Annotated in this window: 18 protein-coding genes; 3 read left to right on the forward strand and 15 right to left on the reverse strand. The window is 63.0% G+C overall.

All coding sequences use genetic code 11. The features are described 5' to 3' along the window. Positions 1-335 precede the first annotated feature (335 nt). Positions 336-2,009, forward strand: coding sequence for a 2-isopropylmalate synthase (gene leuA / locus AC07XM_RS26975; protein ID WP_023048427.1), 1,674 nt, complete (start codon positions 336-338; stop codon positions 2,007-2,009). A gap of 115 nt (positions 2,010-2,124) precedes the next feature. On the opposite strand, the gene AC07XM_RS26980 is transcribed toward leuA, so the two are convergent. The 3 genes from AC07XM_RS26980 to zwf are packed head-to-tail and all read right to left on the reverse strand — an operon-like array spanning position 2,125 to position 4,992. Then, on the reverse strand, positions 2,125-2,805 hold the full coding sequence (locus AC07XM_RS26980) for a bifunctional 4-hydroxy-2-oxoglutarate aldolase/2-dehydro-3-deoxy-phosphogluconate aldolase (protein WP_102689976.1): 681 nt from the start codon (positions 2,803-2,805) through the stop codon (positions 2,125-2,127). A gap of 17 nt (positions 2,806-2,822) precedes the next feature. Next, positions 2,823-3,536 (reverse strand): 6-phosphogluconolactonase, encoded by a 714-nt coding sequence (gene pgl / locus AC07XM_RS26985; RefSeq protein ID WP_102689975.1) that lies wholly within the window; start codon positions 3,534-3,536, stop codon positions 2,823-2,825. Continuing rightward, positions 3,523-4,992 carry a glucose-6-phosphate dehydrogenase gene (zwf, locus tag AC07XM_RS26990; RefSeq protein WP_016485100.1) on the reverse strand — a complete coding sequence of 490 codons (1,470 nt, stop codon included), beginning with the start codon at positions 4,990-4,992 and terminating at the stop codon, positions 3,523-3,525. The genes pgl and zwf overlap by 14 nt, the downstream gene beginning before the upstream one ends. Positions 4,993-5,203: 211 nt before the next feature. Between zwf and hexR the strand changes: the two genes are divergently transcribed. Next, positions 5,204-6,067, forward strand: a complete 864-nt coding sequence (hexR, locus tag AC07XM_RS26995; RefSeq protein ID WP_172455959.1) for a DNA-binding transcriptional regulator HexR — start codon at positions 5,204-5,206, stop codon at positions 6,065-6,067. Here the strand turns inward: hexR and AC07XM_RS27000 are convergent. The 12 genes from AC07XM_RS27000 to AC07XM_RS27055 form a co-directional block, all read right to left on the reverse strand. Continuing rightward, positions 6,060-6,914 carry a D-hexose-6-phosphate mutarotase gene (locus AC07XM_RS27000; RefSeq protein WP_016485098.1) on the reverse strand — a complete coding sequence of 285 codons (855 nt, stop codon included), beginning with the start codon at positions 6,912-6,914 and terminating at the stop codon, positions 6,060-6,062. The two genes, hexR and AC07XM_RS27000, sit on opposite strands and share 8 nt — an antisense overlap. Before the next feature lie 117 nt (positions 6,915-7,031). Beyond that, positions 7,032-8,375 (reverse strand): carbohydrate porin, encoded by a 1,344-nt coding sequence (locus AC07XM_RS27005; RefSeq protein WP_060517584.1) that lies wholly within the window; start codon positions 8,373-8,375, stop codon positions 7,032-7,034. Between the two features lie 41 nt (positions 8,376-8,416). Beyond that, positions 8,417-9,571, reverse strand: a complete 1,155-nt coding sequence (locus AC07XM_RS27010) for an ABC transporter ATP-binding protein (RefSeq protein ID WP_095115777.1) — start codon at positions 9,569-9,571, stop codon at positions 8,417-8,419. Between the two features lie 3 nt (positions 9,572-9,574). Continuing rightward, on the reverse strand, positions 9,575-10,420 hold the full coding sequence (locus tag AC07XM_RS27015; protein ID WP_102689974.1) for a carbohydrate ABC transporter permease: 846 nt from the start codon (positions 10,418-10,420) through the stop codon (positions 9,575-9,577). After that, positions 10,413-11,321, reverse strand: coding sequence for a carbohydrate ABC transporter permease (locus AC07XM_RS27020; RefSeq protein WP_095115779.1), 909 nt, complete (start codon positions 11,319-11,321; stop codon positions 10,413-10,415). Before AC07XM_RS27020 ends, AC07XM_RS27015 begins: the two co-directional genes overlap by 8 nt. Positions 11,322-11,502: 181 nt before the next feature. Further along, positions 11,503-12,789 carry an ABC transporter substrate-binding protein gene (locus tag AC07XM_RS27025; RefSeq protein WP_024717653.1) on the reverse strand — a complete coding sequence of 429 codons (1,287 nt, stop codon included), beginning with the start codon at positions 12,787-12,789 and terminating at the stop codon, positions 11,503-11,505. A 104-nt stretch (positions 12,790-12,893) separates the two neighbouring features. Continuing rightward, positions 12,894-14,144, reverse strand: coding sequence for a D-mannose isomerase (locus tag AC07XM_RS27030; RefSeq protein WP_070086494.1), 1,251 nt, complete (start codon positions 14,142-14,144; stop codon positions 12,894-12,896). A 229-nt stretch (positions 14,145-14,373) separates the two neighbouring features. Next, entirely contained in the window at positions 14,374-15,828 is a 1,455-nt protein-coding gene (locus AC07XM_RS27035; RefSeq protein ID WP_016485091.1) for an ATP-binding protein, read from the reverse strand. Continuing rightward, positions 15,809-16,534: a two-component system response regulator GltR gene (gene gltR / locus AC07XM_RS27040; RefSeq protein ID WP_102689973.1), complete on the reverse strand. Its 726-nt coding sequence runs from the start codon at positions 16,532-16,534 to the stop codon at positions 15,809-15,811. The genes AC07XM_RS27035 and gltR overlap by 20 nt, the downstream gene beginning before the upstream one ends. 129 nt (positions 16,535-16,663) lie before the next feature. Next, complete coding sequence (locus AC07XM_RS27045) at positions 16,664-17,626, reverse strand: glucokinase (RefSeq protein ID WP_102689972.1); 963 nt, start codon at positions 17,624-17,626, stop codon at positions 16,664-16,666. Continuing rightward, positions 17,623-19,449, reverse strand: coding sequence for a phosphogluconate dehydratase (edd, locus tag AC07XM_RS27050; protein WP_102689971.1), 1,827 nt, complete (start codon positions 19,447-19,449; stop codon positions 17,623-17,625). The genes AC07XM_RS27045 and edd overlap by 4 nt, the downstream gene beginning before the upstream one ends. A gap of 71 nt (positions 19,450-19,520) precedes the next feature. Continuing rightward, positions 19,521-19,715: a hypothetical protein gene (locus AC07XM_RS27055; protein ID WP_134792735.1), complete on the reverse strand. Its 195-nt coding sequence runs from the start codon at positions 19,713-19,715 to the stop codon at positions 19,521-19,523. Here AC07XM_RS27055 and gap point away from each other — a divergent pair. Further along, entirely contained in the window at positions 19,714-20,715 is a 1,002-nt protein-coding gene (gap, locus tag AC07XM_RS27060; RefSeq protein WP_016485087.1) for a type I glyceraldehyde-3-phosphate dehydrogenase, read from the forward strand. The two genes, AC07XM_RS27055 and gap, sit on opposite strands and share 2 nt — an antisense overlap. The last annotated feature ends 278 nt before the right edge of the window (positions 20,716-20,993 follow it).

Here is a 20,993-nt window from a genome sequence, read left to right on the forward strand (position 1 = left end):
GAGGCCAGCACAGGCAGCACCCTTACCACTGGGTTGCGCCATCGAAATATACCGCGCAAAAATCACGAAACACTCAACAAATTACAGCCATAAAATCTCGCCTAATCGCTTTTTTTAAGCATTCCTCTCAATTTTTTCTGGACACTTGCCATCCCTGACCTCTCTGGTTAGGGTTGAGGGCATGAAAACCTTCAGCACCCTCATCCTGCTCCGACAACATCGCAGCCTCTGCCTGGTCAGCGCCCGACTACCAGGCTGAATCGCGTCGCCTCGCCTCTTCATCTCGTTATCGCTCGGCAGGCCCGATCTCGGCCGCACACAAAAGGATTGCTTCCATGACCATGCTCAAAGACCCTTCGAAGAAATACCGCGCCTTTCCGACCATCGACCTGCCTGACCGTACCTGGCCGTCGAAGACCATCACCGCCGCGCCGATCTGGTGCAGCTCCGACCTGCGTGATGGCAACCAGTCGCTGATCGAGCCGATGGATTCGGAGAAGAAACTGCGCTTCTGGAAGACCCTGGTGCAGGTGGGCGTGAAGGAAATCGAAGCGTCGTTCCCGTCTGCCTCGCAGACCGATTTCGACTTCGTTCGCACCCTGATCGAGGACGGCCACATCCCGGACGACACCACCATCCAGGTGCTCACCCAGGCCCGTGAAGACCTGATCGCACGCACCTTCGAATCGCTGCGCGGTGCGAAGAAGGCCATCGTCCACCTGTACAACGCCACCAGCCCGTCGTTCCGCCGCATTGTCTTCAACCAGGACAAGCAAGGCGTAAAAGACATCGCGGTGAACGCCGCCAAGCTGTTCGTCAAGTACGCTGCCCAGCAGCCGGAAACCCAGTGGACCTTCCAGTACTCGCCAGAAACCTTCAGCGCCACTGAAATGGAGTTCGCCAAGGAAGTCTGCGATGCAGTCATCGAGGTGTGGAACCCGACGCCTGAGCACAAGATCATCCTCAACCTGCCGGCCACGGTGGAAGTGTCCACGCCAAACATCTACGCCGACCAGATCGAGTGGTTCTGCCGCAATGTCAGCCGCCGCGACAGCGTGATCATCAGCCTGCACTGCCACAACGACCGTGGCACCGGTATTGCTGCCACCGAGCTGGGCCTGATGGCCGGCGCCGACCGCGCCGAAGGCTGCCTGTTCGGCAATGGCGAGCGTACCGGTAACGTCGACCTGGTGACCTTGGCCCTGAACCTCTACACCCAAGGCATCGACCCGTTGCTGGACTTCTCCGACATCGACGGCGTGCGCAAGGTGGTCGAAGAGTGCAACCAGCTGCCGGTGCACCCACGCCATCCGTACGTGGGCGACCTGGTCCATACTGCCTTCTCCGGCTCGCACCAGGATGCCATCCGCAAGGGTTTCGCCAAGCAGCAGGAAGGCGAACTGTGGGAGGTACCGTACCTGCCAATCGACCCGGCCGACATCGGCCGCAGCTACGAGGCGGTTATCCGCGTCAACAGCCAGTCGGGTAAAGGCGGCATCACCTACCTGCTCGAACAGGAATATGGCATCAGCCTGCCACGCCGCATGCAGATCGAGTTCAGCCAGGTGGTTCAGGGTGAAACCGACCGCCTCGGCCTGGAAATGACCGCCCAGCAGATCTACAGCCTGCTGCACAAGGAATACCTCCAGGCCAACGCGCCATACGCGCTGGTCAGCCACCGCCTGCAGGAAGAAAACGGCCACAGCGCTGTGGAAGTGGAAGTTGCCGGTGAAGGCGAAACCACCCTGCACTGGCGCGGCAAGGGCAACGGTGCCCTCGAAGCCCTGGTAGCCGGCCTGCCGATTGCCGTGGAGATCATGGACTACAACGAGCACGCCATTGGCGCAGGCACCAATGCCAAGGCCGCAGCCTACATTGAACTGCGCGTGGCCGGTGGCCGCCCGGTGCATGGCGTGGGCATCGATGAAAACATCACCACGGCCAGCTTCAAGGCACTGTTCAGCGCGTTGAACCGCTCGCTGAGCCAGCAGGATGCCAAGGCAGCCTGAGCACGCTTGCGAAAAGAAAAAGCCCGCTGTTGAAAGCGGGCTTTTTCCATTATTCGGGGCAAAAAAAAAGGGGCGCCGACCAAGCGCCCCACAAGCCGTAAAGCACACAACAAATTCAGTTGGCGTCCAGCAGCGCCATCGCCTCGGCACTGCACGCTTCGATCCGCGCCCAATCGCCGTTCTTGATCCAGCTGCTGTCGAGCATCCAGGTCCCCCCCACGCACATTACATTGGGCAAGGCCATGTAGTTACGCACGTTGGCCGGGTTCACGCCGCCGGTTGGGCAGAAGCGAATATCGCCGAACGGGCCACCAAAGGCCTTGATCGCCGCCACGCCGCCGCTGATTTCGGCCGGGAACAACTTGAACCGGCGGTAGCCCAAGGCATAGCCCATCATGATTTCGGATGGCGTACTGATGCCCGGCAGCAGCGGGATTTCACTGTCCACGCCCGCCTTCAGGATGTCCGGGGTAATGCCCGGGGTAACGACGAACTGTGCTCCGGCAGCCTCGACAGCGGCGAACATACTGCGGTCGAGCACGGTACCCGCGCCTACGCACAACTCCGGGCGCTGTTCACGCAGCACCTGAATGGCTTTGAGCCCATGCTGCGAACGCAGGGTCACTTCCAGGGTACGGATGCCACCGGCGGCCAGGGCATCGGCCAGCGGCAGGATGTCTTCCTCACGGGCGATGGTGATTACCGGCAGGATGCGCGCCTGTTCGCAAATGGCGTCGATCCGGGCGGCTTTGGCGGCCATCGAGAGCTTTGGCTGTGGGCGTTCGAGGGTGGTCATGACAGTGGATCCTTGGCTCATGGGCACCAGTAGATGTCCAGGGGGTCGTGAAGAAAAGCGCGAATCGGCATTTCAGTAAGGTCGTTGCCAGCCAGCGCGGCGCGCAGGGTAGCGAGTTTGCCCGGCCCTTGCACGGACAGCGCTGTGAAGGCGGCGCTGGCCAGCAGCGAGCGGGTCATCGACAGGCGCTGGTGCGGCACGCTCGGCGCCAGCAACGGCAGGCAGCGACGCCCGCTGGCGAGGTCCAGGCCTGCTTTCAGGTTTGGGCTGCCAGGGAACAGCGAGGCGGTATGGCCATCATCACCCATGCCCAGTACCAGCACGTCGATTGGCGGCAGTGCGAGCAGAGCCTGGTCGGCCTTGCCAGCTGCGGTATCGAGGTTGTCCGCCTGCTGGTACAGGCCGACAAAGCGGGCCTTGGCTGCCGCGCCTTTGAGCAGATGGCGGGCCAACAGCCCGGCGTTGCTGTCAGCGTGCTCCACCGGCACCCAGCGCTCATCGGCCAGGCTGACGGTGACCTTGGCCCAGTCCAGGTTTTCACTGGCCAACTGCTCAAGGAATGGCACCGGGCTGCGGCCACCCGACAGCACCACGCAGGCCTGGCCCTTGGCAGCAATCGCTGCACGAAGGCGTTCGGCAACATCTTGGGCCAGGGTGGCAGCCAACGCCTTGGCATCCGCCAGGTCGTGAACCTTCACAGTCGCTGGAAAATTCAATTCAGATATCTCCATACCACGCCCTCCCATCGCGTGTGATCAAAGCTATCGAGCTCATCGGCCCCCAGGAGCCCGCCGCGTAAGGCTTGGGCGCATCGCCTGCATTACGCCAGCCGGCAATCAACTGGTCGCACCACTTCCAGGCATATTCGATTTCGTCCTTGCGCACGAACAGGTTCTGGTTACCGCGCATCACTTCGAGCAACAGGCGTTCGTAAGCGTCCGGAATCCGCGTGCTGCGCCAGGTGTCGGAAAAATTAAGCTGCAACGGGCCGCTGCGCAGTTGCATGCCTTTGTCCAGGCCCTGCTCCTTGGTCATCACCCGTAAAGAAATACCCTCGTCCGGTTGCAGGCGGATGATCAGCTTGTTGCCGACTTGCAAACGCTGTTCCGGGGCAAAGATGTAGTGGGGCGTTTCCTTGAAGTGAATGACGATCTGCGACAGCTTCTGCGGCATGCGCTTGCCGGTACGCAGGTAGAACGGCACGCCCGACCAGCGCCAGTTGCGGATGTCGGCACGCAGGGCGACGAAGGTTTCCGTGTCGCTGCTGGCGTTGGCGTTGTCTTCTTCCAGGTAACCCGGCACCGGCTTGCCCTCGCTGTAGCCGGCAATGTACTGACCACGCACCACTCGGGTGCTCAAACCCTCGCCAGTGATCGGTGCCAGGGCCTTGAGCACCTTCACCTTTTCGTCACGAATGGCATCGGCGGACAGCTCGCTCGGCGGGTCCATGGCGATCAGGCACAGTAACTGCAACAGGTGGTTCTGGATCATGTCGCGCAACTGGCCAGCCTTGTCGAAATAGCCCCAGCGGCCTTCGATACCCACCTTTTCGGCCACGGTGATCTCCACGTGGGAGATGGAATTCTGGTTCCACTGGGTTTCGAACAGGCTGTTGGCGAAGCGCAGCGCAATCAGGTTCTGTACCGTCTCCTTGCCCAGGTAGTGGTCGATGCGGTAAACCCGGTTTTCGGGGAAGAACCGTGCCACGGCATCGTTGACCCGGCGTGACGACTCCAGGTCGTGGCCGATGGGCTTTTCCAGCACCACCCGGGTACGCGGAGCCAGCCCGGCCTTGTCGAGGTTCTCGCAGATGGCCCCGTACACCGCTGCCGCCGTGGCGAAGTAAGCGATCAGCGGCAGTTCGCCCGGCAGCTGCTCGGCCAGTGCCTGGTAACCCTCGGGTTGCAGAAAGTCGAGGTGCTGGTAGCTCAACCGGGCCAGGAAACGGCCTAATGCAGCAGGCTCGATATCGGCCTCGGGCACATGCCGGCGCAAGTGGGCTTCGATGCTGTTCAGGTGCTCCTGTGCGCTGCCTGCCTCGCGGGCCAGCGCCAGCAGGCGCGTGTCGGGGTGCAGCAGGTTAGCCCGGTCGAGCTGGTAGAGCGCAGGAAACAGCTTGCGCAATGCCAGGTCACCGAGGGCGCCAAACAGGGCAAATGTGCAAGGTTCGACACTGATTGCAGCCATGATGTAGGTTCTTTCCTAAAGTTGGTCTAGGAATACCGCTTTCACATACGGTTTTCAAGGGATAATGTAGTAAAAACCACAACATTACACACAAGTATTACAGACAAGTGGTGCGCCATCCGCACCAACAGTACGATAGACGACCGTGCAAAAAGCCTGCTGCTTCGCCAGCCGGCTGTCTTCCCGACCCAAGGACACACCCATGGACCGCGTGCGAAACCTCCTGGAACAGATCCAGGGACGCCTCGACGAGCTGAACAAGGCCGAACGCAAAGTCGCCGAAGTCATCCTGCTCAACCCGCAACAAGCCACCCGTTTCAGCATTGCTGCGCTGGCACAGGCGGCCAAGGTCAGCGAACCGACCGTCAACCGCTTCTGCCGCTCGTTCGGCGTCAGCGGTTACCCCGAACTCAAGCTGCAGCTGGCGCAGAGCCTGGCCAGCGGCGCCGCTTACGTCAGCCGAGCGGTAGAGGCCGACGATGACCCGGCAGCCTACACCCAGAAAATCTTCGCCAGTGCCATCGCCTCGCTCGACGGCGCGTGCCAGCTACTGGACCCGCAGCAGGTCAGCCGTGCCGTGGACATGATGATCCAGGCCCGGCAGATCCACTTCTTCGGCCTGGGCGCCTCAGCCCCGGTGGCCCTGGATGCGCAGCACAAGTTCTTCCGCTTCAACCTGGCTGTATCGGCCCACGCCGATGTGCTGATGCAGCGCATGCTGGCCTCAGTGGCCCATACCGGCGACCTGTTCGTGATCATTTCCTACACCGGGCGCACCCGCGAACTGGTCGAAGTGGCCCGCCTGGCCCGCGAAAACGGCGCCTCGGTGCTGGGCCTGACTGCCGCCGGCTCGCCACTGGCCAATGCCTGCAGCCTGAGCCTGCACATTCCGTTGCCGGAAGACACCGACATCTACATGCCGATGACCTCACGGATCATCCAGCTGACCGTGCTCGATGTGCTGGCTACCGGCATGACCCTGCGCCGCGGCGTCGACTTCCAGCCACACCTGCGCAAGATCAAGGAAAGCCTGAACGCCAGCCGCTACCCGATCGAGGACGACGAACTCAACTGAGCCGGTGCGCCTGCAGGCGCAGGTGGGCACGCTGCCCCGGCGCCAGGCTCAGGCCCTCGCCACTGCCACTGGCGGCCTCGACGCAGACAAAACGCTGGCTTTCACGGCCAGTCACGCCCATCAACGGTCGGTTGCCCGGGTGCCAGACCACGGTGTCATCGCTGTCACCGGTGTCAATGCACAGCTCGCGCTGCCAGGCCGGGTCCTGCAACTGCACCCGCGGCGTGCCCGGGTAGACCTTCTGGCAGCCACCCTTGAGCTTCAGCGCGCCATCTTCACGGCAGGCCTGACGATTCAGGCGGTCATAACCTTCGATATCCTCCAGCCCGGACAGCGCTATCTCGGAGACGTCACTGATCCGCCAATAGGCCAGCAATGCATGGCTCAGCTGGCAAGGTTCGCTGTCCTGGTGCTCGGTACTCAGGCTCAGTTCCATACGGCTACCCAGCCTGGCGTGCAGGTCGACCTGCCAGTCGCACAGGTCCAGGCGCCACTTCAAGGTAACGCCCTCCTCGTCTTCGCGGCTGTCTACGAGCTTCCAGTCCAGCAAACGCGCCCAGCCGTGGGCTGGCCACAGGTCCTCGCTGGGGTGGCGGCCATACCACGGCCAGCACACCGGCACGCCGCCACGGATCGCCCCCACCTGCGGCCACTGCTCGGCGCACCACAGCCACGGCCGCTCACCTGCCGGCTGAAAGTGCAGCAGTTGCGCGCCCTGGCGGCTGAATACCGCCTGGCAACGGGGGTGATCAATGATCAGCACATCGCGCTGCTGGTAACGCTCCCACTCGAATGTCGGCCTTGGCCGCTGCGAGGAAAAGAAGCGATGGAGCGGATGTTCGGGCATGGTTCAGAGCTCTTGTTGTTTGAGATAGCGCTGTCTCGGCCTATCCCCGACAACCACTGCAGGCCAGTGGGTGCCGGGAACCGAAAAGGGATTGGCGTAAATTTACAACAAATGGCCTCAGAATGACGACTGAATCTTCAAGCCTGCGACCAGCGCGTTGTCCACTTCATCCACCCCGCCCGGGCTCTTGATGTACTGCAGGTTAGGCCGCACGGTCAGCCAGTTGGTGACGTGGAAGCCGTAGTAGAGCTCGGCGTTGTACTCGGTGCGTTGCAGCGGCACGAAGCCTGGGTTGTCGTAATCGTTGATACCACTCTGGGCGTTGAGCAGTTCGGCGCGTTTCTTCACGTCGTCATTCACATGAATACGCGCCACACCGAAGCCGATGTCATCCTTGGGCCGGGCGTCGAAGGCGCCTTTGTAGACCAGCCCCACCTGCTGGTAGTTGTCGACCACGTTGGTGGCCTTGTCGTGCACGGTGAAGTTGGCGAACAGGCTGAGGCCGCGGTTGACGTCGCCACCATGATCCGTGACCTGCTGCTGCGCCACTACCCACCAGCCATGCTTGCTGGAGTGCGACTTGAAGGCCCCGCCAGTCAGCGCCTGCGGGTTGCCGTTGACGTCGTCGAACACATCGTCGGCCTTGGCCGTGCTGTAGTAGTAACCCAGGCGGTACTCACCCGGCAGGCCGTTGACCTTGGGCGACCACACCGCCTCCACCGGCAGGATTGCCCCCTTGGTGCCGCTGCCGCTGAGCTTGAAGCCGTTGCCGGTTTCCAGGTTGGAGGGGTTCTGCTCGAAGGCGCCGACCTGTACGAAGAATTCCGGGGTGATGTTGTATTTCACCCGCAGCGCCCACTGGCTGACCGGCCAGTTGTACCAGATGCCGCCCACCCAGTTGCCCACCTGAGAGCCGCAGAAGGCCAGGTTCTGGAAGTCGCAAGGGAAGCTGTTGAAGTCCTCGCCCTCGCCGAAGCGGCCGAATTTGACGTCCAGGGCACCGTCGAAATACTTCTGCTTGAACCACATCTGGGTCAGACGCCAGGTCTGTCCTCGGCCCCACACTTCCTGCACCGAGCTGAACTGCCCGGCGCGCGGGTCGCTGATACGGTCGTTGGACAGGTTGCGGCCGCTGCGCTCGGTGATCGCCAGCTTGAACTCGGCATCGTGCCAACCAAAGATCTTCTGCAGGTCCAGGTGTGCGCCAAGGGCGAACTGGTCGCTGTAGCGTGCAGTCTTGTCGTCGTTGTAGCCACCGTGCAGGTTGCCGGCTACCTCGCCGACGTAGTCGAGGGTGAAGTCGTAGCCCTTCTCCAGCAACTCGGTACGGGTGCCGCCCCAATCGCCGGTCATCCACTTCGATTCACTGGAAAAAGCCTCGGCAGCCTGCGCGCCGCTGCTGCCGACAACGGCGAGCAAAGCCAGCGAGCCCAATGTCCTGATACGTTTGCGCTGTTCCATCCCTATGCGTCCTCTTTTTTCTTATTGATGGTGTAGACGAGTCAACGGCCTTTGAAGTGAGCCACGTTGTCCTTTGCGGTTGCGTCCGTGCTGGCCAGGCGTATGCGCTCGCCACTGTCGGCGTCGAACAGCAGCACCCGGGCCGGGTCGAATTGCAGGTTGAGGGTGTCACCCACGCGGCACGCCACATCCGGCGCCAGGCGGCAGCACACCTTGGTCTGGTTGAGCGTGACGAACACCAGCAGGTCCGGCCCGGTGGGTTCGGTGACCTGCACCTCGGCGCGGATACCCGGCAGGCCGTTGCCCTCGGCGTCACCCAAGGCGATCTGCTCGGGGCGGATGCCGAGGATGAGGTCGCGGCCATCCAGCTCGCCATCGGCCACCCCCAAGGGCAGCTCACAGCGCGCCTGGCCACTGTCAAGCACGGCCCGCAGGCGCCCCTGCTGTTGCGTGAGGCGCACCGGGATGAAGTTCATCGGCGGCGAACCGATGAAGCTGCCCACAAACTGGTTGGCCGGGTCGTTGTAGATCTGCTGCGGGGTGCCGAACTGCTGGATGATGCCGTCCTTCATCACCGCCACCTTGTCACCCAGGGTCATGGCCTCGATCTGGTCATGGGTGACGTACACGGTGGTGGTCTTCAGGCGCTGGTGCATCAGTTTCATTTCGGTGCGCATCTCGACCCGCAGCTTGGCATCGAGGTTGGAGAGCGGCTCATCGAACAGGTAGATCTTCGGCCGCCGCGCCAGCGCCCGGCCCATGGCTACCCGTTGCTGCTGACCACCGGACAGCTGTGCCGGCTTGCGCGCCAGCAGGTGCTCGATCTGCAGCAGCTTGGCGACCCGCGTCACTTCTTCATCGATGGCCGCCTGCGGCATCTTGCGGATCTTCAGGCCAAATTCGATGTTCTCGCGCACGCTCATGGTCGGGTACAGCGCGTAGGACTGGAACACCATGGCGATGTCACGGTCCTTGGGGCTCATGCCACTGACGTCCTGCTCGTCGATGAGGATCGCACCGCCGGTGATCTGCTCCAGGCCGGCGATGCAGTTCATCAAGGTCGATTTGCCACAGCCAGAGGGGCCGACCAGGATCAGGAACTCGCCATCTTTGATCGACAGCTGGATGTCCTTGAGGGTGTCCGGCAGGCCGCTGCCGTAGGTCTTGTTCACATTGCGAAGTTCGAGCGTTGCCATGACTTACCCCTTTACCGCGCCGGCCGTCAGCCCGCGCACGAAATATTTGCCAGCCACCACATACACCAGCAGGGTTGGCAGGCCGGCGATCATCGCTGCAGCCATGTCGACGTTGTATTCCTTGGCCCCGGTGCTGGTATTGACCAGGTTGTTCAGGGCCACGGTGATCGGTTGCGAATCACCGCTGGAAAACACCACGCCGAACAGGAAGTCATTCCAGATCTGGGTGAACTGCCAGATCAGGCAGACCATGATGATGGGCGTGGACATCGGCAGGATGATGCGCCGGAAGATGGTGAAGAACCCGGCCCCGTCCAGGCGCGCGGCCTTGACCAGTGCATCGGGGATGCTCACGTAGAAGTTGCGGAAAAACAGCGTGGTGAAGGCCAGGCCGTAGACCACGTGCACCAGCACCAGGCCGCCGGTGGTGCTGGCCAGGCCCAGCTTGCCGAGGGTGAACGAGGCCGGCAGCAGCACGGTCTGGAATGGCAGGAAGCAGCCGAACAACAGCAGGCCGAAGAACAGCTGCGAGCCACGGAAGCGCCACATCGACAGCACATAGCCGTTCAGCGCGCCGATGGCAGTGGAGATCAGCACCGCAGGGACGGTGATCATGATCGAGTTCCAGAAGTAACCGTTGACCGTGCCCCAGGCCTTGACCCAACCAATGCCGGTGATCACCGCCGGCCAGCTCAGCAGGTTGCCGGTGCTGATGTCTTCCGGGGTCTTGAAGCTGGTCAGCAGCATTACCACCAGCGGCACCAGGTACAACAGCACGGCGATCCACAACACCACGTGAATGGCGATACGGCTCAGGCTGAGCGCCGGTTTGTCGACAGGGCTATGCATGGCGTTTGCTCCGCAGCTCCGAGTACAGGTACGGCACGAGGATCGCCAGGATCGCCCCGAGCATGAGGATGGCGCTGGCCGAGCCCATGCCCATCTGGCCGCGGCTGAAGGTGAACGAGTACATGAACATTGCCGGCAGGTCGGACGAGTAACCCGGGCCGCCGGCAGTCATCGCCGCCACCAGGTCGAAGCTCTTGATGGCAATGTGCGAGAGGATCATCAGTGCACTGAAGAACACCGGGCGCAGGCTGGGCAGCACCACGGTCCAGTAGATGCGCGGCAGGCTGGCGCCATCCATCTGCGCCGCACGGATGATCGAAGGATCGACGCCCCGCAGGCCGGCCAGGAACATTGCCATGATGAAGCCCGAAGCCTGCCACACTGCGGCGATCACCAGGCAATACACCACCCGGTCAGGGTCGATCAGCCAGTCCAGGCGAAAGCCCTCCCAGCCCCAGTCGCGCAACAGTTTGTCCAACCCCATGCCGGGGTTGAGCAGCCACTTCCAGGCAGTGCCGGTAACGATCATCGACAGTGCCATGGGGTACAGGTAGAGGGTGCGGATGAAGCCCTCACGGCGGATGCGTTGGTCGAGCAACACCGCCAGCAGCACGCCGATGGCCAGACTGATGGCGATGAACAGGCCACCGAACAGCAGCAGGTTCTTGCTCGCCACCCACCAGCGGTCGTTGTCGAACAGCCGGGCGTACTGCGCAAGGCCTGCCCATTTGTAGGTAGGCAGAAAGGTCGAGGTGGTGAAGGACAGCACGAAGGTCCAGAGGATGTAGCCGTAGAAGCCCACCAGGACGATCAGCATGCTGGGTGCCAGCACCAGCTTGGGCAGCCAGCGCTGAAGCGCGTCCAGGGGTGAGGCCCGCAGTTGGGCGGTAGACGTGGTCATGGTTCACCTCAAAGGTACCGCACTCCCCTGTAGGAGCGGCCTTGCGTCGCGATGGGCTGCGCAGCAGCCCCAACGGACCCAAGGTCAACACCTACCTGGAAGATCGAGTGCGCAGGTTCTGGGGCTGCTGCGCAGCCCATCGCGACGCAAGGCCGCTCCTACAACGGGGATCGCGTCAGCTCTACTGGGCAGCCTTGATCGCCGCCGCCAGCTTCTTCGCTGCATCGGCCGGGTCGGCCTTGGGGTCGTTGATGTAGTTGGTCACCACATCGAAGAACGCGCCCTGCACGGCCAGCGTGGTGGCCATGTTGTGCGCCATGCTCGGCTGCAGGCCGCCATTTTTGGCGTCGGCCAGGAAGTCCTTGGCAGAGGTCTGCGCGCACGCATCGAAGCCATACTTGCCCATGTCAGCGAGCATGTCGTTGCGTACCGGAATCGAACCCTTGTTGCTGCTGAAGACCTTCTGGAAGTCCTCACCCAGCACCTTGCGGGCAATGTCCTGCTGGCCGGCAGACGTGCCGGCGTTGTTCTGCTTGAACACCACCAGCGAGTCGATGTTGTAGAGGAAGGCCTTGTCGGTGCCCGGGAAAGGCACGCACTGGTAATCCTTGCCGGCAGTTTTCTTCGCCAGGGTCCACTCGCTCTTGGCCCAGTCGCCCATGATCTGCATGCCGGCCTTGCCATTGATGACCTTGGCCGCTTCCAGGTTCCAGTCCTGGCCTTTGCCGTCCGGGTCCATGTAGGTGGCGACCTTCTTCAACTCAGTCAGCGCCTTGACCATGTCCGGGCCGGTCAGGGTAGCGCTGTCGAGGTCGACCATGGCCTTCTTGTAACCATCTGCTCCCATTACCGACAGCACAACACTTTCAAATACCGTGCTGTCCTGCCACGGCTGGCCACCATGGGCGAGCGGGATGAAGCCGGCAGCCTTGAGCTTGTCGGCAGCAGCGTAGAATTCGTCGAGGGTGGCGGGCACCTTGTCGATGCCAGCTTTCTTGAAGACTTCGGGGTTGATCCACAGCCAGTTGATGCGGTGGATGTTCACCGGCACGGCGACATAGTCACCTTCGTACTTCACGGTATCGGCGACCTTCTTGTCGAGCAATGCGTCCCACTTTTCCTCTTTGGCCACATCCTTGAGCACATCGGTGTCGAGCAAGCCGGTGGAAGCCCAATCCTGAATGTCTGGCCCTTTGATTTGCGCGACACCCGGTGGGTTGCCGGCTACGGCGCGGCTTTTGAGCACGGTCATGGCCGTGGCACCACCACCACCGGCCACGGCGCCATCCTTCCACGTAAAGCCGTCTTTCTCGACTTGGGCCTTGAGCACATCGACGGCCGCTTTTTCACCACCGGAAGTCCACCAGTGCACCACCTCGACGCTGCCTTTGGGTTCGGCAGCCAGGGCACTGAGCGGGAGCAAGGAAGCCAGGGAAATTGCGGCAGCGAGACGGAACGTGGGATTCATCAAAGCACCTTTCTTGTTGTTATGCCGTGCAAGTCGATCGCTTGCGTTGCATGAAGTCTAAACAGCGTGCCCGCCTCGTCAGGTAACGAAGCGATGCGCGAATGTCATCGTCTGGTTACATTGGCGGCGAGGTTGCTGGCCAGGCTGGATGCCAGCGGCAAGCCTGGCAGCAACAGCGCCTGGTAGGCGTGATAGAGGTCTGGCTTGCCCGGCCAGATGGTCCCGGCCGGCTGGTTGGTTGCATCGAGTTCGTGGTGCCAGCTGCCGCCATGGGTATCGATAAAGTGGCTGGCGATGAAATCCCAGCCGTTGCGGTACCACTGCTCGTAATGCGCCTCGCCGGTGCGCTGCAAGAGCGCTGCGGCGGCGGCGCAGGCCTCGGCGTGCACCCAGTGCAGGCGCGCATGCACTACGGGCTGCCCGGCCCAGTCCAGGGTGTAGACATAACCGGGCGCGCCATCGACCTTCCAGGCCTGCTGGCAGGCTGTGTCGAACAGGGCCCGAGCGCTATCCGCCAGCCACTGCGGCGCCTGCAGGCCGGCCCGGTCGAGGCTGGCCTCCAGGTGCAGCAGCAGCCGCGCCCACTCAAGGGCGTGCCCGGGCGTGGTGCCATAAGGCCGGAAGTGGTCGGCCGGATGCTCAATGTTGTAGTGCGGCAGTGGCTGCCAGAGCGCGTCGAAATGCTCGATGACCCGGTAGCCGTTGGCCGCGGCGTGGGTATGAATGATACGTTCGGCGATGCGCAGGGCGCGCTTCAGCCACAGGCTGTTGCCGGTGACGTCTGCCAAGGCCAGAAAAGCCTCGGTCGCGTGCATGTTGCTATTGGCGCCACGGTACGGCTCGGGCAGTTGCCAGGCGCGGGAGAAGGTTTCCCGCAGGGCGCCTTCTTCTTCGCTCCAGAAATGCGCTTCGATCACCTGGATGGCGTCTGCCAACAGCGCGGGGGCATCGACCGCGCCCGCCACCACTGCCGAGCTGGCGGCCAGGGCGACAAAAGCATGCAGGTAAGCCGCCTTGCCACTGTCGTCGTGGCCACCGGGGTGGGCGAACCAACCGCCGTAGCTGGCATCCTGCATGGCACCGCGCAAAGCGGCCACGCCGTGTGCGACGTAGTCCAGGCAGCCGGGCATACCCTGCAGGTGAGCCAGGGCGAAGCAGTGGGTCATGCGAGCAGTGTTCATGGTTTCGGCGCAGGCGCCGGGCGCTAACCGCCCCTCGGCGTCCAGGTTGCCGAAGCCGTCGGGCAGTTTCGCGGCCTTGGCGAAGGCCAGCAGGCGCTGTGCTTCGGCCAGGCGCCAGGCAGCGTGGGCCGGGGCGTTGAGCCAGCTGCTGGAAGGCAGGTTGGAGGTGTTCATGGGCCAGCTTGATCCTTGCCAGTCGTGTGCGAATTCTAGCCAACCGGTTTGGCCGGCAGGTCACGAAGCAGGCCAGGATTGTCACGGGGCAGTGACATCTATGTGGCCTGCAATGGCCCGATCGCCGGCAAGCCAGCTGCCACAAAGACCCTAAAACTTTCAAGGTTTACGCTGTACCTGTGGGAGCTGGCTTGCCGGCGATAGGGCCCGAACTGCCACCACCAACAACTCAGTCCTGTCCCCGCGGCAGATACAGGGTCACCCGCAACCCGCCTTCGCGCAGGTTGAGCAAGCTCACCTCGCCGCCGTGGCTGTGGGCAATGTTGCGCGCAATCCCCAATCCCAGCCCATAGCCCTGCTGCTGTCCGGCCAGCCGAAAATGCGGCTCGAACACTTGCTCAAGCTGCTGCTGCGGTACGCCCGGCCCCTGGTCGTCCACCTGCAGCACAAAACCTTCGGCACTGTCGATGATGCGCAGCCGCGCCTGCTCGCCGTACTTGATGGCGTTGTCGACCAGGTTGCCGATGCAGCGTCGCAGCGCCAGCGGCTTGCCTGGGTAAGGGGCCAGCGCCCGGCCGTCGACCGTGATGCGGCCATCACGCAGATAAGGCTCTGCCAGAATCTCCAGCACATGGTTAAGGTCGACCGGCTCGATGTTTTCGTGGATATCGGTGTCCTTCACGCACTGCAACGCCCCTTTGACCAGTAGCTCAAGCTCGTCCAGATCCTGGCTGAACTTGGCCTGCAGGCGCTCGTCCTCCAGCAGTTCGACACGCAGACGCAGGCGGGTGATCGGCGTGCGCAGGTCGTGGGAGATGGCACTGAATAGCTGGCTACGCTCGGTCAGGTAGCGGCTGATGCGCTCGCGCATGCTGTTGAACGCCCGGCTGACTTCCACCACTTCGCTCCCCCCTCCTTCGACCACCGGCGCCACATCGGCACCCAGCGACATCTCCCGGGCAGCGCGCGCCAGGCGCTTGAGCGGCCAGCTCTGCCAGTGCACCAACAACCCGATGAACAACAGCAGCAAGGCTGTGGTGAGCACGATGAAACCGATCTGCTGCCGTGGCAGGCGTTCGGCCTCAAGGCTGGTATAGGGCTCGGGCAGCAGCGAGGCAATGTACAGCCACTCGCCCTCGTCCAGGCGAATCTGCGTCACCAGCACCGGCGGGTTGAGCGGCTCCAGTGTCAATGAGTAATGCGCCCAGGAGCGTGGCAGCTCGTCGAGTTTCAGGCCGCTGTTGAAAATGCGCAGGTCGTCAGGCCCGACGAATTCGACAGAAATGTCCATTTGCGAACCCAGGCGCTCGTGCAGTACCTGCTGGAATACCTCGATCACCGCCTGCTTGCGTGCAGTGATGGGCAGCACCGGCATGTCCAGCGGCTTGACGTTGAGCGAGACGAAAAAGCGCGTGCCGCCCATGCTGCGCAACTGGTCGAGCACCATGGGCCGATAGGCCACCGGCAACGAGCGGAAGTAACTGACACTGGCGCTCATCGAATGGGCCAGGCTGCTGGCGCTCGCACGCAGACCCTGCAGTTGGCTGGCACGCAACTGGGCCACCCAGATGATGCTCGACAAGCCTTGGGCCAAGAGCACTACCAGCAAGGTCAGCAGCAGCATGCGCCCCAGCAGTGAGCGCGGCAGCAGGCGCCAGCGCCGCTCAGGGCGCACTGCAGACATGTGCCGCCAACAGGTAGCCACTGCCGCGCACCGTGCGGATCAGCCGGGGGGGCTTGTCGGTATCGCGCAGGCGCTGACGCAGGCGGCTGACCGCCATGTCGACGATGCGGTCCAGCGGCATTGGCTCGCGGCCACGGGTGGCGTTGCCGATGGTGTCGCGGTCGAGAATCTGCTGCGGATGGTCGAGGAACAGTTTGAGCAGGGCGAAGTCGGCACCAGACAGAATCACCTCTTCACCGTCGTGATGGAACAGACGGTGACTGACCGTGTCCAGCCGCCAGTCGTCGAAGGCCAGCACCGCGCTGCCTGCCGCCGACAGGCCGAACTCGGCGCGGCGCAACAAGGCCTTGATCCGCGCTTGCAGCTCGCGAGGGCTGAACGGTTTGCCCAGGTAGTCGTCAGCGCCCAGTTCCAGGCCGATGACACGGTCGGCTTCGTCGGAGCTGGCGGTGAGCATGATAATGGGCACCCGCGCCTGGCGCGGGTGCTGGCGTACCCAGCGGCACAGGCTGAAACCGTCTTCGTCGGGCAGCATGACGTCGAGGATGACCAGGTCGCAGGGGGTGGTTTCCAGGGCGCGGCGAAAGCCCTTTCCATCGGCTTCGGCATGCACCTGGAAGCCGGAGCGGCTCAGGTAGGTTTGCAGCAGTTCACGGATCTCCTGGTCGTCGTCGACCATCAGGATCGATTTGCCGGCAGTGCTCAAGGTGGTCCTTCCTCTTGTTAGTTACAGGTCTTGGTTGCCTGTTATTGGGGCCGCTTCGCGCCCCATCGCGGCACAAGGCCGCTCCTACAGGGACCGCGCTGTGCCGGAACTATCAGCGGCCCTTTACACTTATCTGTGGTCCAAGGCCTGCTGCAAGGCCACACCGGAGCCCAGCAAGCCGGAAAACTCTGCGGTTACCAGCCACACAGGCACGCCAGCGAAATAGCCACTCATGCAGCCCTTGTCGGCAAAACTCGCGGCAAACCCGCTACGCAGGAACAGTTCGGCAAAGCGGGGAATGACGCCGCCGACAATATAGACCCCACCCCGCGCGCCCAGCGTCAGCACATTGTTACCCGCCACGCGCCCAAGGAACCGGCAGAACTGCTCGACCACCGCCAGCGCCCGTGGCTCACCGCCCAGCGCGGCTTCGGTAATCTGTGCCGGGGTCCTGTGTCGGGGTGTGTCGCCATCCAGCGCACAGATCGCCTGGTACAGCCGCACCAGGCCACCACCGCTGAGCACGGTCTCGGCACTGACATGGCCGATCTGGCCGTGGATCTGCTGATGGATGGCCGCTTCGCGCGCATTGCCCACCGGCAGGTCGACATGCCCGCCCTCCCCCGGCAAGGCCTGCCAGTGCTGTTCGCCAAGGCGCAGCAACGAGCCCACGCCCAGGCCAGTGCCCGGCCCGATCACCAACGCAGGCCGCGAAGGGTCAGCCTGACCAGGGCACACCTCACGAAATTCCCCATCGCGCAGGCGGGTCATGCCCAGCGCCATGGCGGTAAAATCGTTGATCAGCAACAGCCGCTCGACCTGCAAGGTCTTGCAAAAAGCCGTACGGCTCAAACGCCAATGGTTGTTGGTAAAGCGAAATTCATCGCCATCGACCGGCCCGGCTACCGCCAGGCATACAGCCGCCAAGCCGCCGCGGGCTATGCCCTGGCCTTCGAGGTAAGCCTCGATGGCCTGCTCCGGGCTGGTGTAGTCCGCGGTGGCAAAAACGTTGACCTCATGCAGCTGGTTGTCACGCCACAACGCAAAACGGGCATTGGTGCCGCCAATGTCGCCAACCAGCAGGTCTTTCATTTAAGGTTCTCCAGGGCCGAGTTAAAGGCACTCGCGCCCTGCTCTGCCGGGCTGAACGCCATGCGCATGAAGCCGAACAGCTCGCGCCCGCAGCCCAGGTCATTGCCCTGGGGCACCGGCGGCAGGTCGCGGCTGGCCAGTTCTTCGGCCGATAGCATTACCCGCAGTGTGCCTTCGACACCATCGACCCGCACGATATCACCATCGCGCACGCGCGCCAGCGGGCCGCCATCATAAGCCTCGGGGCAAACGTGGATGGCCGCCGGGATCTTGCCCGAGGCGCCGGACATGCGCCCGTCGGTAACCAGCGCCACCTTGTAGCCTCGGTCCTGCAGAACACCGAGGAAGGGCGTGAGCTTGTGCAGTTCGGGCATGCCGTTGCAACGTGGGCCCTGGAAGCGCACCACGGCAACAAAGTCACGCTCCAGCTCACCGGCCTTGAACGCATCGGCGAGCGACTGCTGGTCATGGAACACCAGCGCGGGGGCCTCGACCACCTGATGTTCGGGGGCGACGGCGGAAACCTTCATCACGCCACGGCCCAGGTTGCCTTCCATCACCCGCAGGCCGCCTTCAGCCGAGAACGGCCGTGCCACCGGGCGCAGGATGCTTTCGTCCAGGCTTTGTTGCGGCCCCTCGCGCCACACCAGCTTGCCGTTGTCGAGGAACGGCTCCTGGGTGTAGCGGCGCAGGCCGGGGCCGGCCACGGTGTTGACGTCTTCGTGCAGCAGCCCGGCATCCAGCAGTTCGCGGATCAGGAAGGCCATGCCCCCGGCGGCCTGGAAGTGATTGATGTCGGCCTTGCCATTGGGGTAGACGTGGGACAGGGTCGGCACCACTTCGGAGAGGTCGGCCATGTCCTGCCAGGTCAGCTGGATACCTGCTGCCTGGGCAATCGCCGGGATGTGCAGGGTGTGGTTGGTCGAGCCGCCCGTGGCGTGCAGGGCAACGATGGAGTTGACCAGTGCCTTTTCGTCGACGATTTCGCCCAGCGGCATGAAACTGCCGCTGGCCTTGGTCATGCGCGTCACCTGCTGCGCGGCGTGCGCTGTAAGTGCGTCGCGCAGCGGGGTGTACGGGTTGACGAACGAGGCGCCCGGCAGGTGCAGGCCCATCACCTCCATCACCAACTGGTTGGTGTTGGCGGTGCCGTAGAAGGTGCAGGTACCCGGGCTGTGATAGGAGTTCATCTCCGACTCCAGCAGCTCTTCACGGCTGGCCTTGCCTTCCGCATAGCGCTGGCGCACGTCGGCCTTCTGCTTGTTGGAAATGCCGGAAACCATCGGCCCGCCCGGCACGAAGATGGTCGGCAGGTGGCCGAAACGCAGCGCCCCCATCATCAGGCCTGGGACAATCTTGTCGCAGATGCCCAGCATCAGCGCGGCATCGAACATGTTGTGCGACAACGCGACCGCCGTGGACATGGCAATCACTTCACGGCTGGCGATGGCCAGCTCCATGCCCGGCTCACCCTGGGTCACGCCGTCGCACATGGCCGGCACGCCGCCGGCGAACTGGCCGACCGAACCGACCTCGCGCAGGGCCTGCTTGATCTGCTCCGGGAAGTGCAGATACGGCTGGTGGGCAGACAGCATGTCGTTATAAGCCGAGACGATGGCCACGTTGGCCGCGTTCATCAGGCGCAGAGTCTGCTTGTCCTCGCTGCCGCAACCGGCCACGCCATGGGCGAAGTTGGCACACTGCAGGCTGGCACGCATGGGGCCTTCACTGGCCGCGCCGCGAATCAGTTGCAGATAGCGTTCGCGGGTGGCACGGCTGCGGTCGATCAGCCGTTGGGTGACCTCAAGGATGCGCGGATGCATGTACTGGACTCCAGGCTAATTGTAAGGGCGGTTTACCGGGCATTTCCCCTCCAAACGATTGCGGCCTAGGCTCAAGGCAAGGAGCCTGCTGCATCGGTGGAGGCACAACGCCCAACCACTCGTTGTATGTTTAAACAAAATACTGCCACTAAAAAGGCTTGTTTTCTATCAGCCAGTGAATAATCTTGTAATTCCAACAACAAAACCGTTTCAGTGAAGCTCCTTTTTGCCACAGGTTTCACTCGGACTGCCAGAGGTACTGCCATGACCCTACGCATCGCGATCAATGGATTCGGCCGCATCGGGCGCAACGTCCTGCGCGCACTGTATACCCAAGGCTACCGCCAGGACCTGCAGGTCGTCGCCATCAACGACCTGGGCGACAGCGCCATGAATGCCCACCTGCTCAAATACGACAGCGTGCATGGCACGTTCGAGGCCACAGTCGAGGCCGACCACGAAAGCCTCACGGTCAATGGTGACCGTATCGCCGTCAGTGCCATCCGCAACCCGGCCGACCTGCCCTGGAAGGCCGAAGCGATCGACGTGGTGTTCGAGTGCACAGGGCTGTTCACCGACCGCGCCAAAGCCGCTGCCCACCTGACCGCCGGGGCGGGCAAGGTGATTGTCTCGGCGCCGGCCAAAGGCGCCGATGCCACGGTGGTCTACGGGGTCAACCATGACATCCTGCGGGCCTCGCATCAGGTCATTTCCAACGCCTCCTGCACCACCAACTGCCTGGCGCCGATCGCCCAGGTGCTGCACCGCGAGTTCGGCATCGAGCAAGGCCTGATGACCACCATTCACGCCTATACCAACGACCAGGTGCTGACCGACATGTACCACAGCGACCCGTACCGGGCGCGGTCGGCCACGCAGTCGATGATCCCCAGCAAGACCGGCGCCGCCGAAGCCGTGGGCCTTGTGCTGCCGGAGCTGGCGGGCAAGCTGACCGGCATGGCAGTGCGGGTACCGGTGATCAACGTGTCGCTGGTGGACCTCACCGTCAACCTCAAGCGCGAGGCCACGGCCGAGCAGGTCAACCAGCTGTTCCTTGAAGCCAGCAGGCATTCCAAGGTATTGGGGTACAACGCGTTGCCATTGGTTTCCTGCGATTTCAACCACAACCCGCTGTCGTCGATTTTCGATGCCAACCATACCCGGGCCAACGGGCGCATGCTCAAGGTGCTGGCGTGGTATGACAACGAGTGGGCGTTCAGCAACCGCATGCTGGATAACTGCCTGGCGTTGTGCCAGGCCCGTTGAGCCGGACACAGCATCTTCATCGCTTATGAGATCGAGCGCCGCCCGCGCGGCGCTTCGCGGGACAAGCCCGCTCCCACAGTTGTTTCGGGCCAATCAATCCTGATCCATGGCGCGCGGTCCCTTGTTTGTCCCCTTCGATGTCGCGTCGTGCACCAAGGGGTACGCGCGCTAATTGCACAGGCATGACTGGCCCGAAACAAATGTGGGAGCAACTGTCTTCTTGTGGAAGCTGGCCTTGCCGGCGATGGGGCGAGTAGCGCCCCAAGCCCGGCTCTGCC

The organism is Pseudomonas sp. GW460-LB5 (genome assembly GCF_059423245.1).

Coding starts and splice junctions, on each gene's coding strand:
- pgl (WP_102689975.1), bottom strand. CDS start 3,536: ATGGAGATATCTGAATTGAATTTTCCAGCGACTGTGAAGGTTCACGAC.
- edd (WP_102689971.1), bottom strand. CDS start 19,449: ATGCATCCGCGCATCCTTGAGGTCACCCAACGGCTGATCGACCGCAGC.
- AC07XM_RS27015 (WP_102689974.1), bottom strand. CDS start 10,420: ATGCATAGCCCTGTCGACAAACCGGCGCTCAGCCTGAGCCGTATCGCC.
- AC07XM_RS27035 (WP_016485091.1), bottom strand. CDS start 15,828: ATGTCTGCAGTGCGCCCTGAGCGGCGCTGGCGCCTGCTGCCGCGCTCA.
- AC07XM_RS27020 (WP_095115779.1), bottom strand. CDS start 11,321: ATGACCACGTCTACCGCCCAACTGCGGGCCTCACCCCTGGACGCGCTT.
- AC07XM_RS27000 (WP_016485098.1), bottom strand. CDS start 6,914: ATGCCCGAACATCCGCTCCATCGCTTCTTTTCCTCGCAGCGGCCAAGG.
- zwf (WP_016485100.1), bottom strand. CDS start 4,992: ATGGCTGCAATCAGTGTCGAACCTTGCACATTTGCCCTGTTTGGCGCC.
- AC07XM_RS27030 (WP_070086494.1), bottom strand. CDS start 14,144: ATGAACACCTCCAACCTGCCTTCCAGCAGCTGGCTCAACGCCCCGGCC.
- leuA (WP_023048427.1), top strand. CDS start 336: ATGACCATGCTCAAAGACCCTTCGAAGAAATACCGCGCCTTTCCGACC.
- AC07XM_RS26980 (WP_102689976.1), bottom strand. CDS start 2,805: ATGACCACCCTCGAACGCCCACAGCCAAAGCTCTCGATGGCCGCCAAA.
- AC07XM_RS27025 (WP_024717653.1), bottom strand. CDS start 12,789: ATGAATCCCACGTTCCGTCTCGCTGCCGCAATTTCCCTGGCTTCCTTG.
- AC07XM_RS27005 (WP_060517584.1), bottom strand. CDS start 8,375: ATGGAACAGCGCAAACGTATCAGGACATTGGGCTCGCTGGCTTTGCTC.
- gap (WP_016485087.1), top strand. CDS start 19,714: ATGACCCTACGCATCGCGATCAATGGATTCGGCCGCATCGGGCGCAAC.
- AC07XM_RS27055 (WP_134792735.1), bottom strand. CDS start 19,715: ATGGCAGTACCTCTGGCAGTCCGAGTGAAACCTGTGGCAAAAAGGAGC.
- AC07XM_RS27045 (WP_102689972.1), bottom strand. CDS start 17,626: ATGAAAGACCTGCTGGTTGGCGACATTGGCGGCACCAATGCCCGTTTT.
- AC07XM_RS27010 (WP_095115777.1), bottom strand. CDS start 9,571: ATGGCAACGCTCGAACTTCGCAATGTGAACAAGACCTACGGCAGCGGC.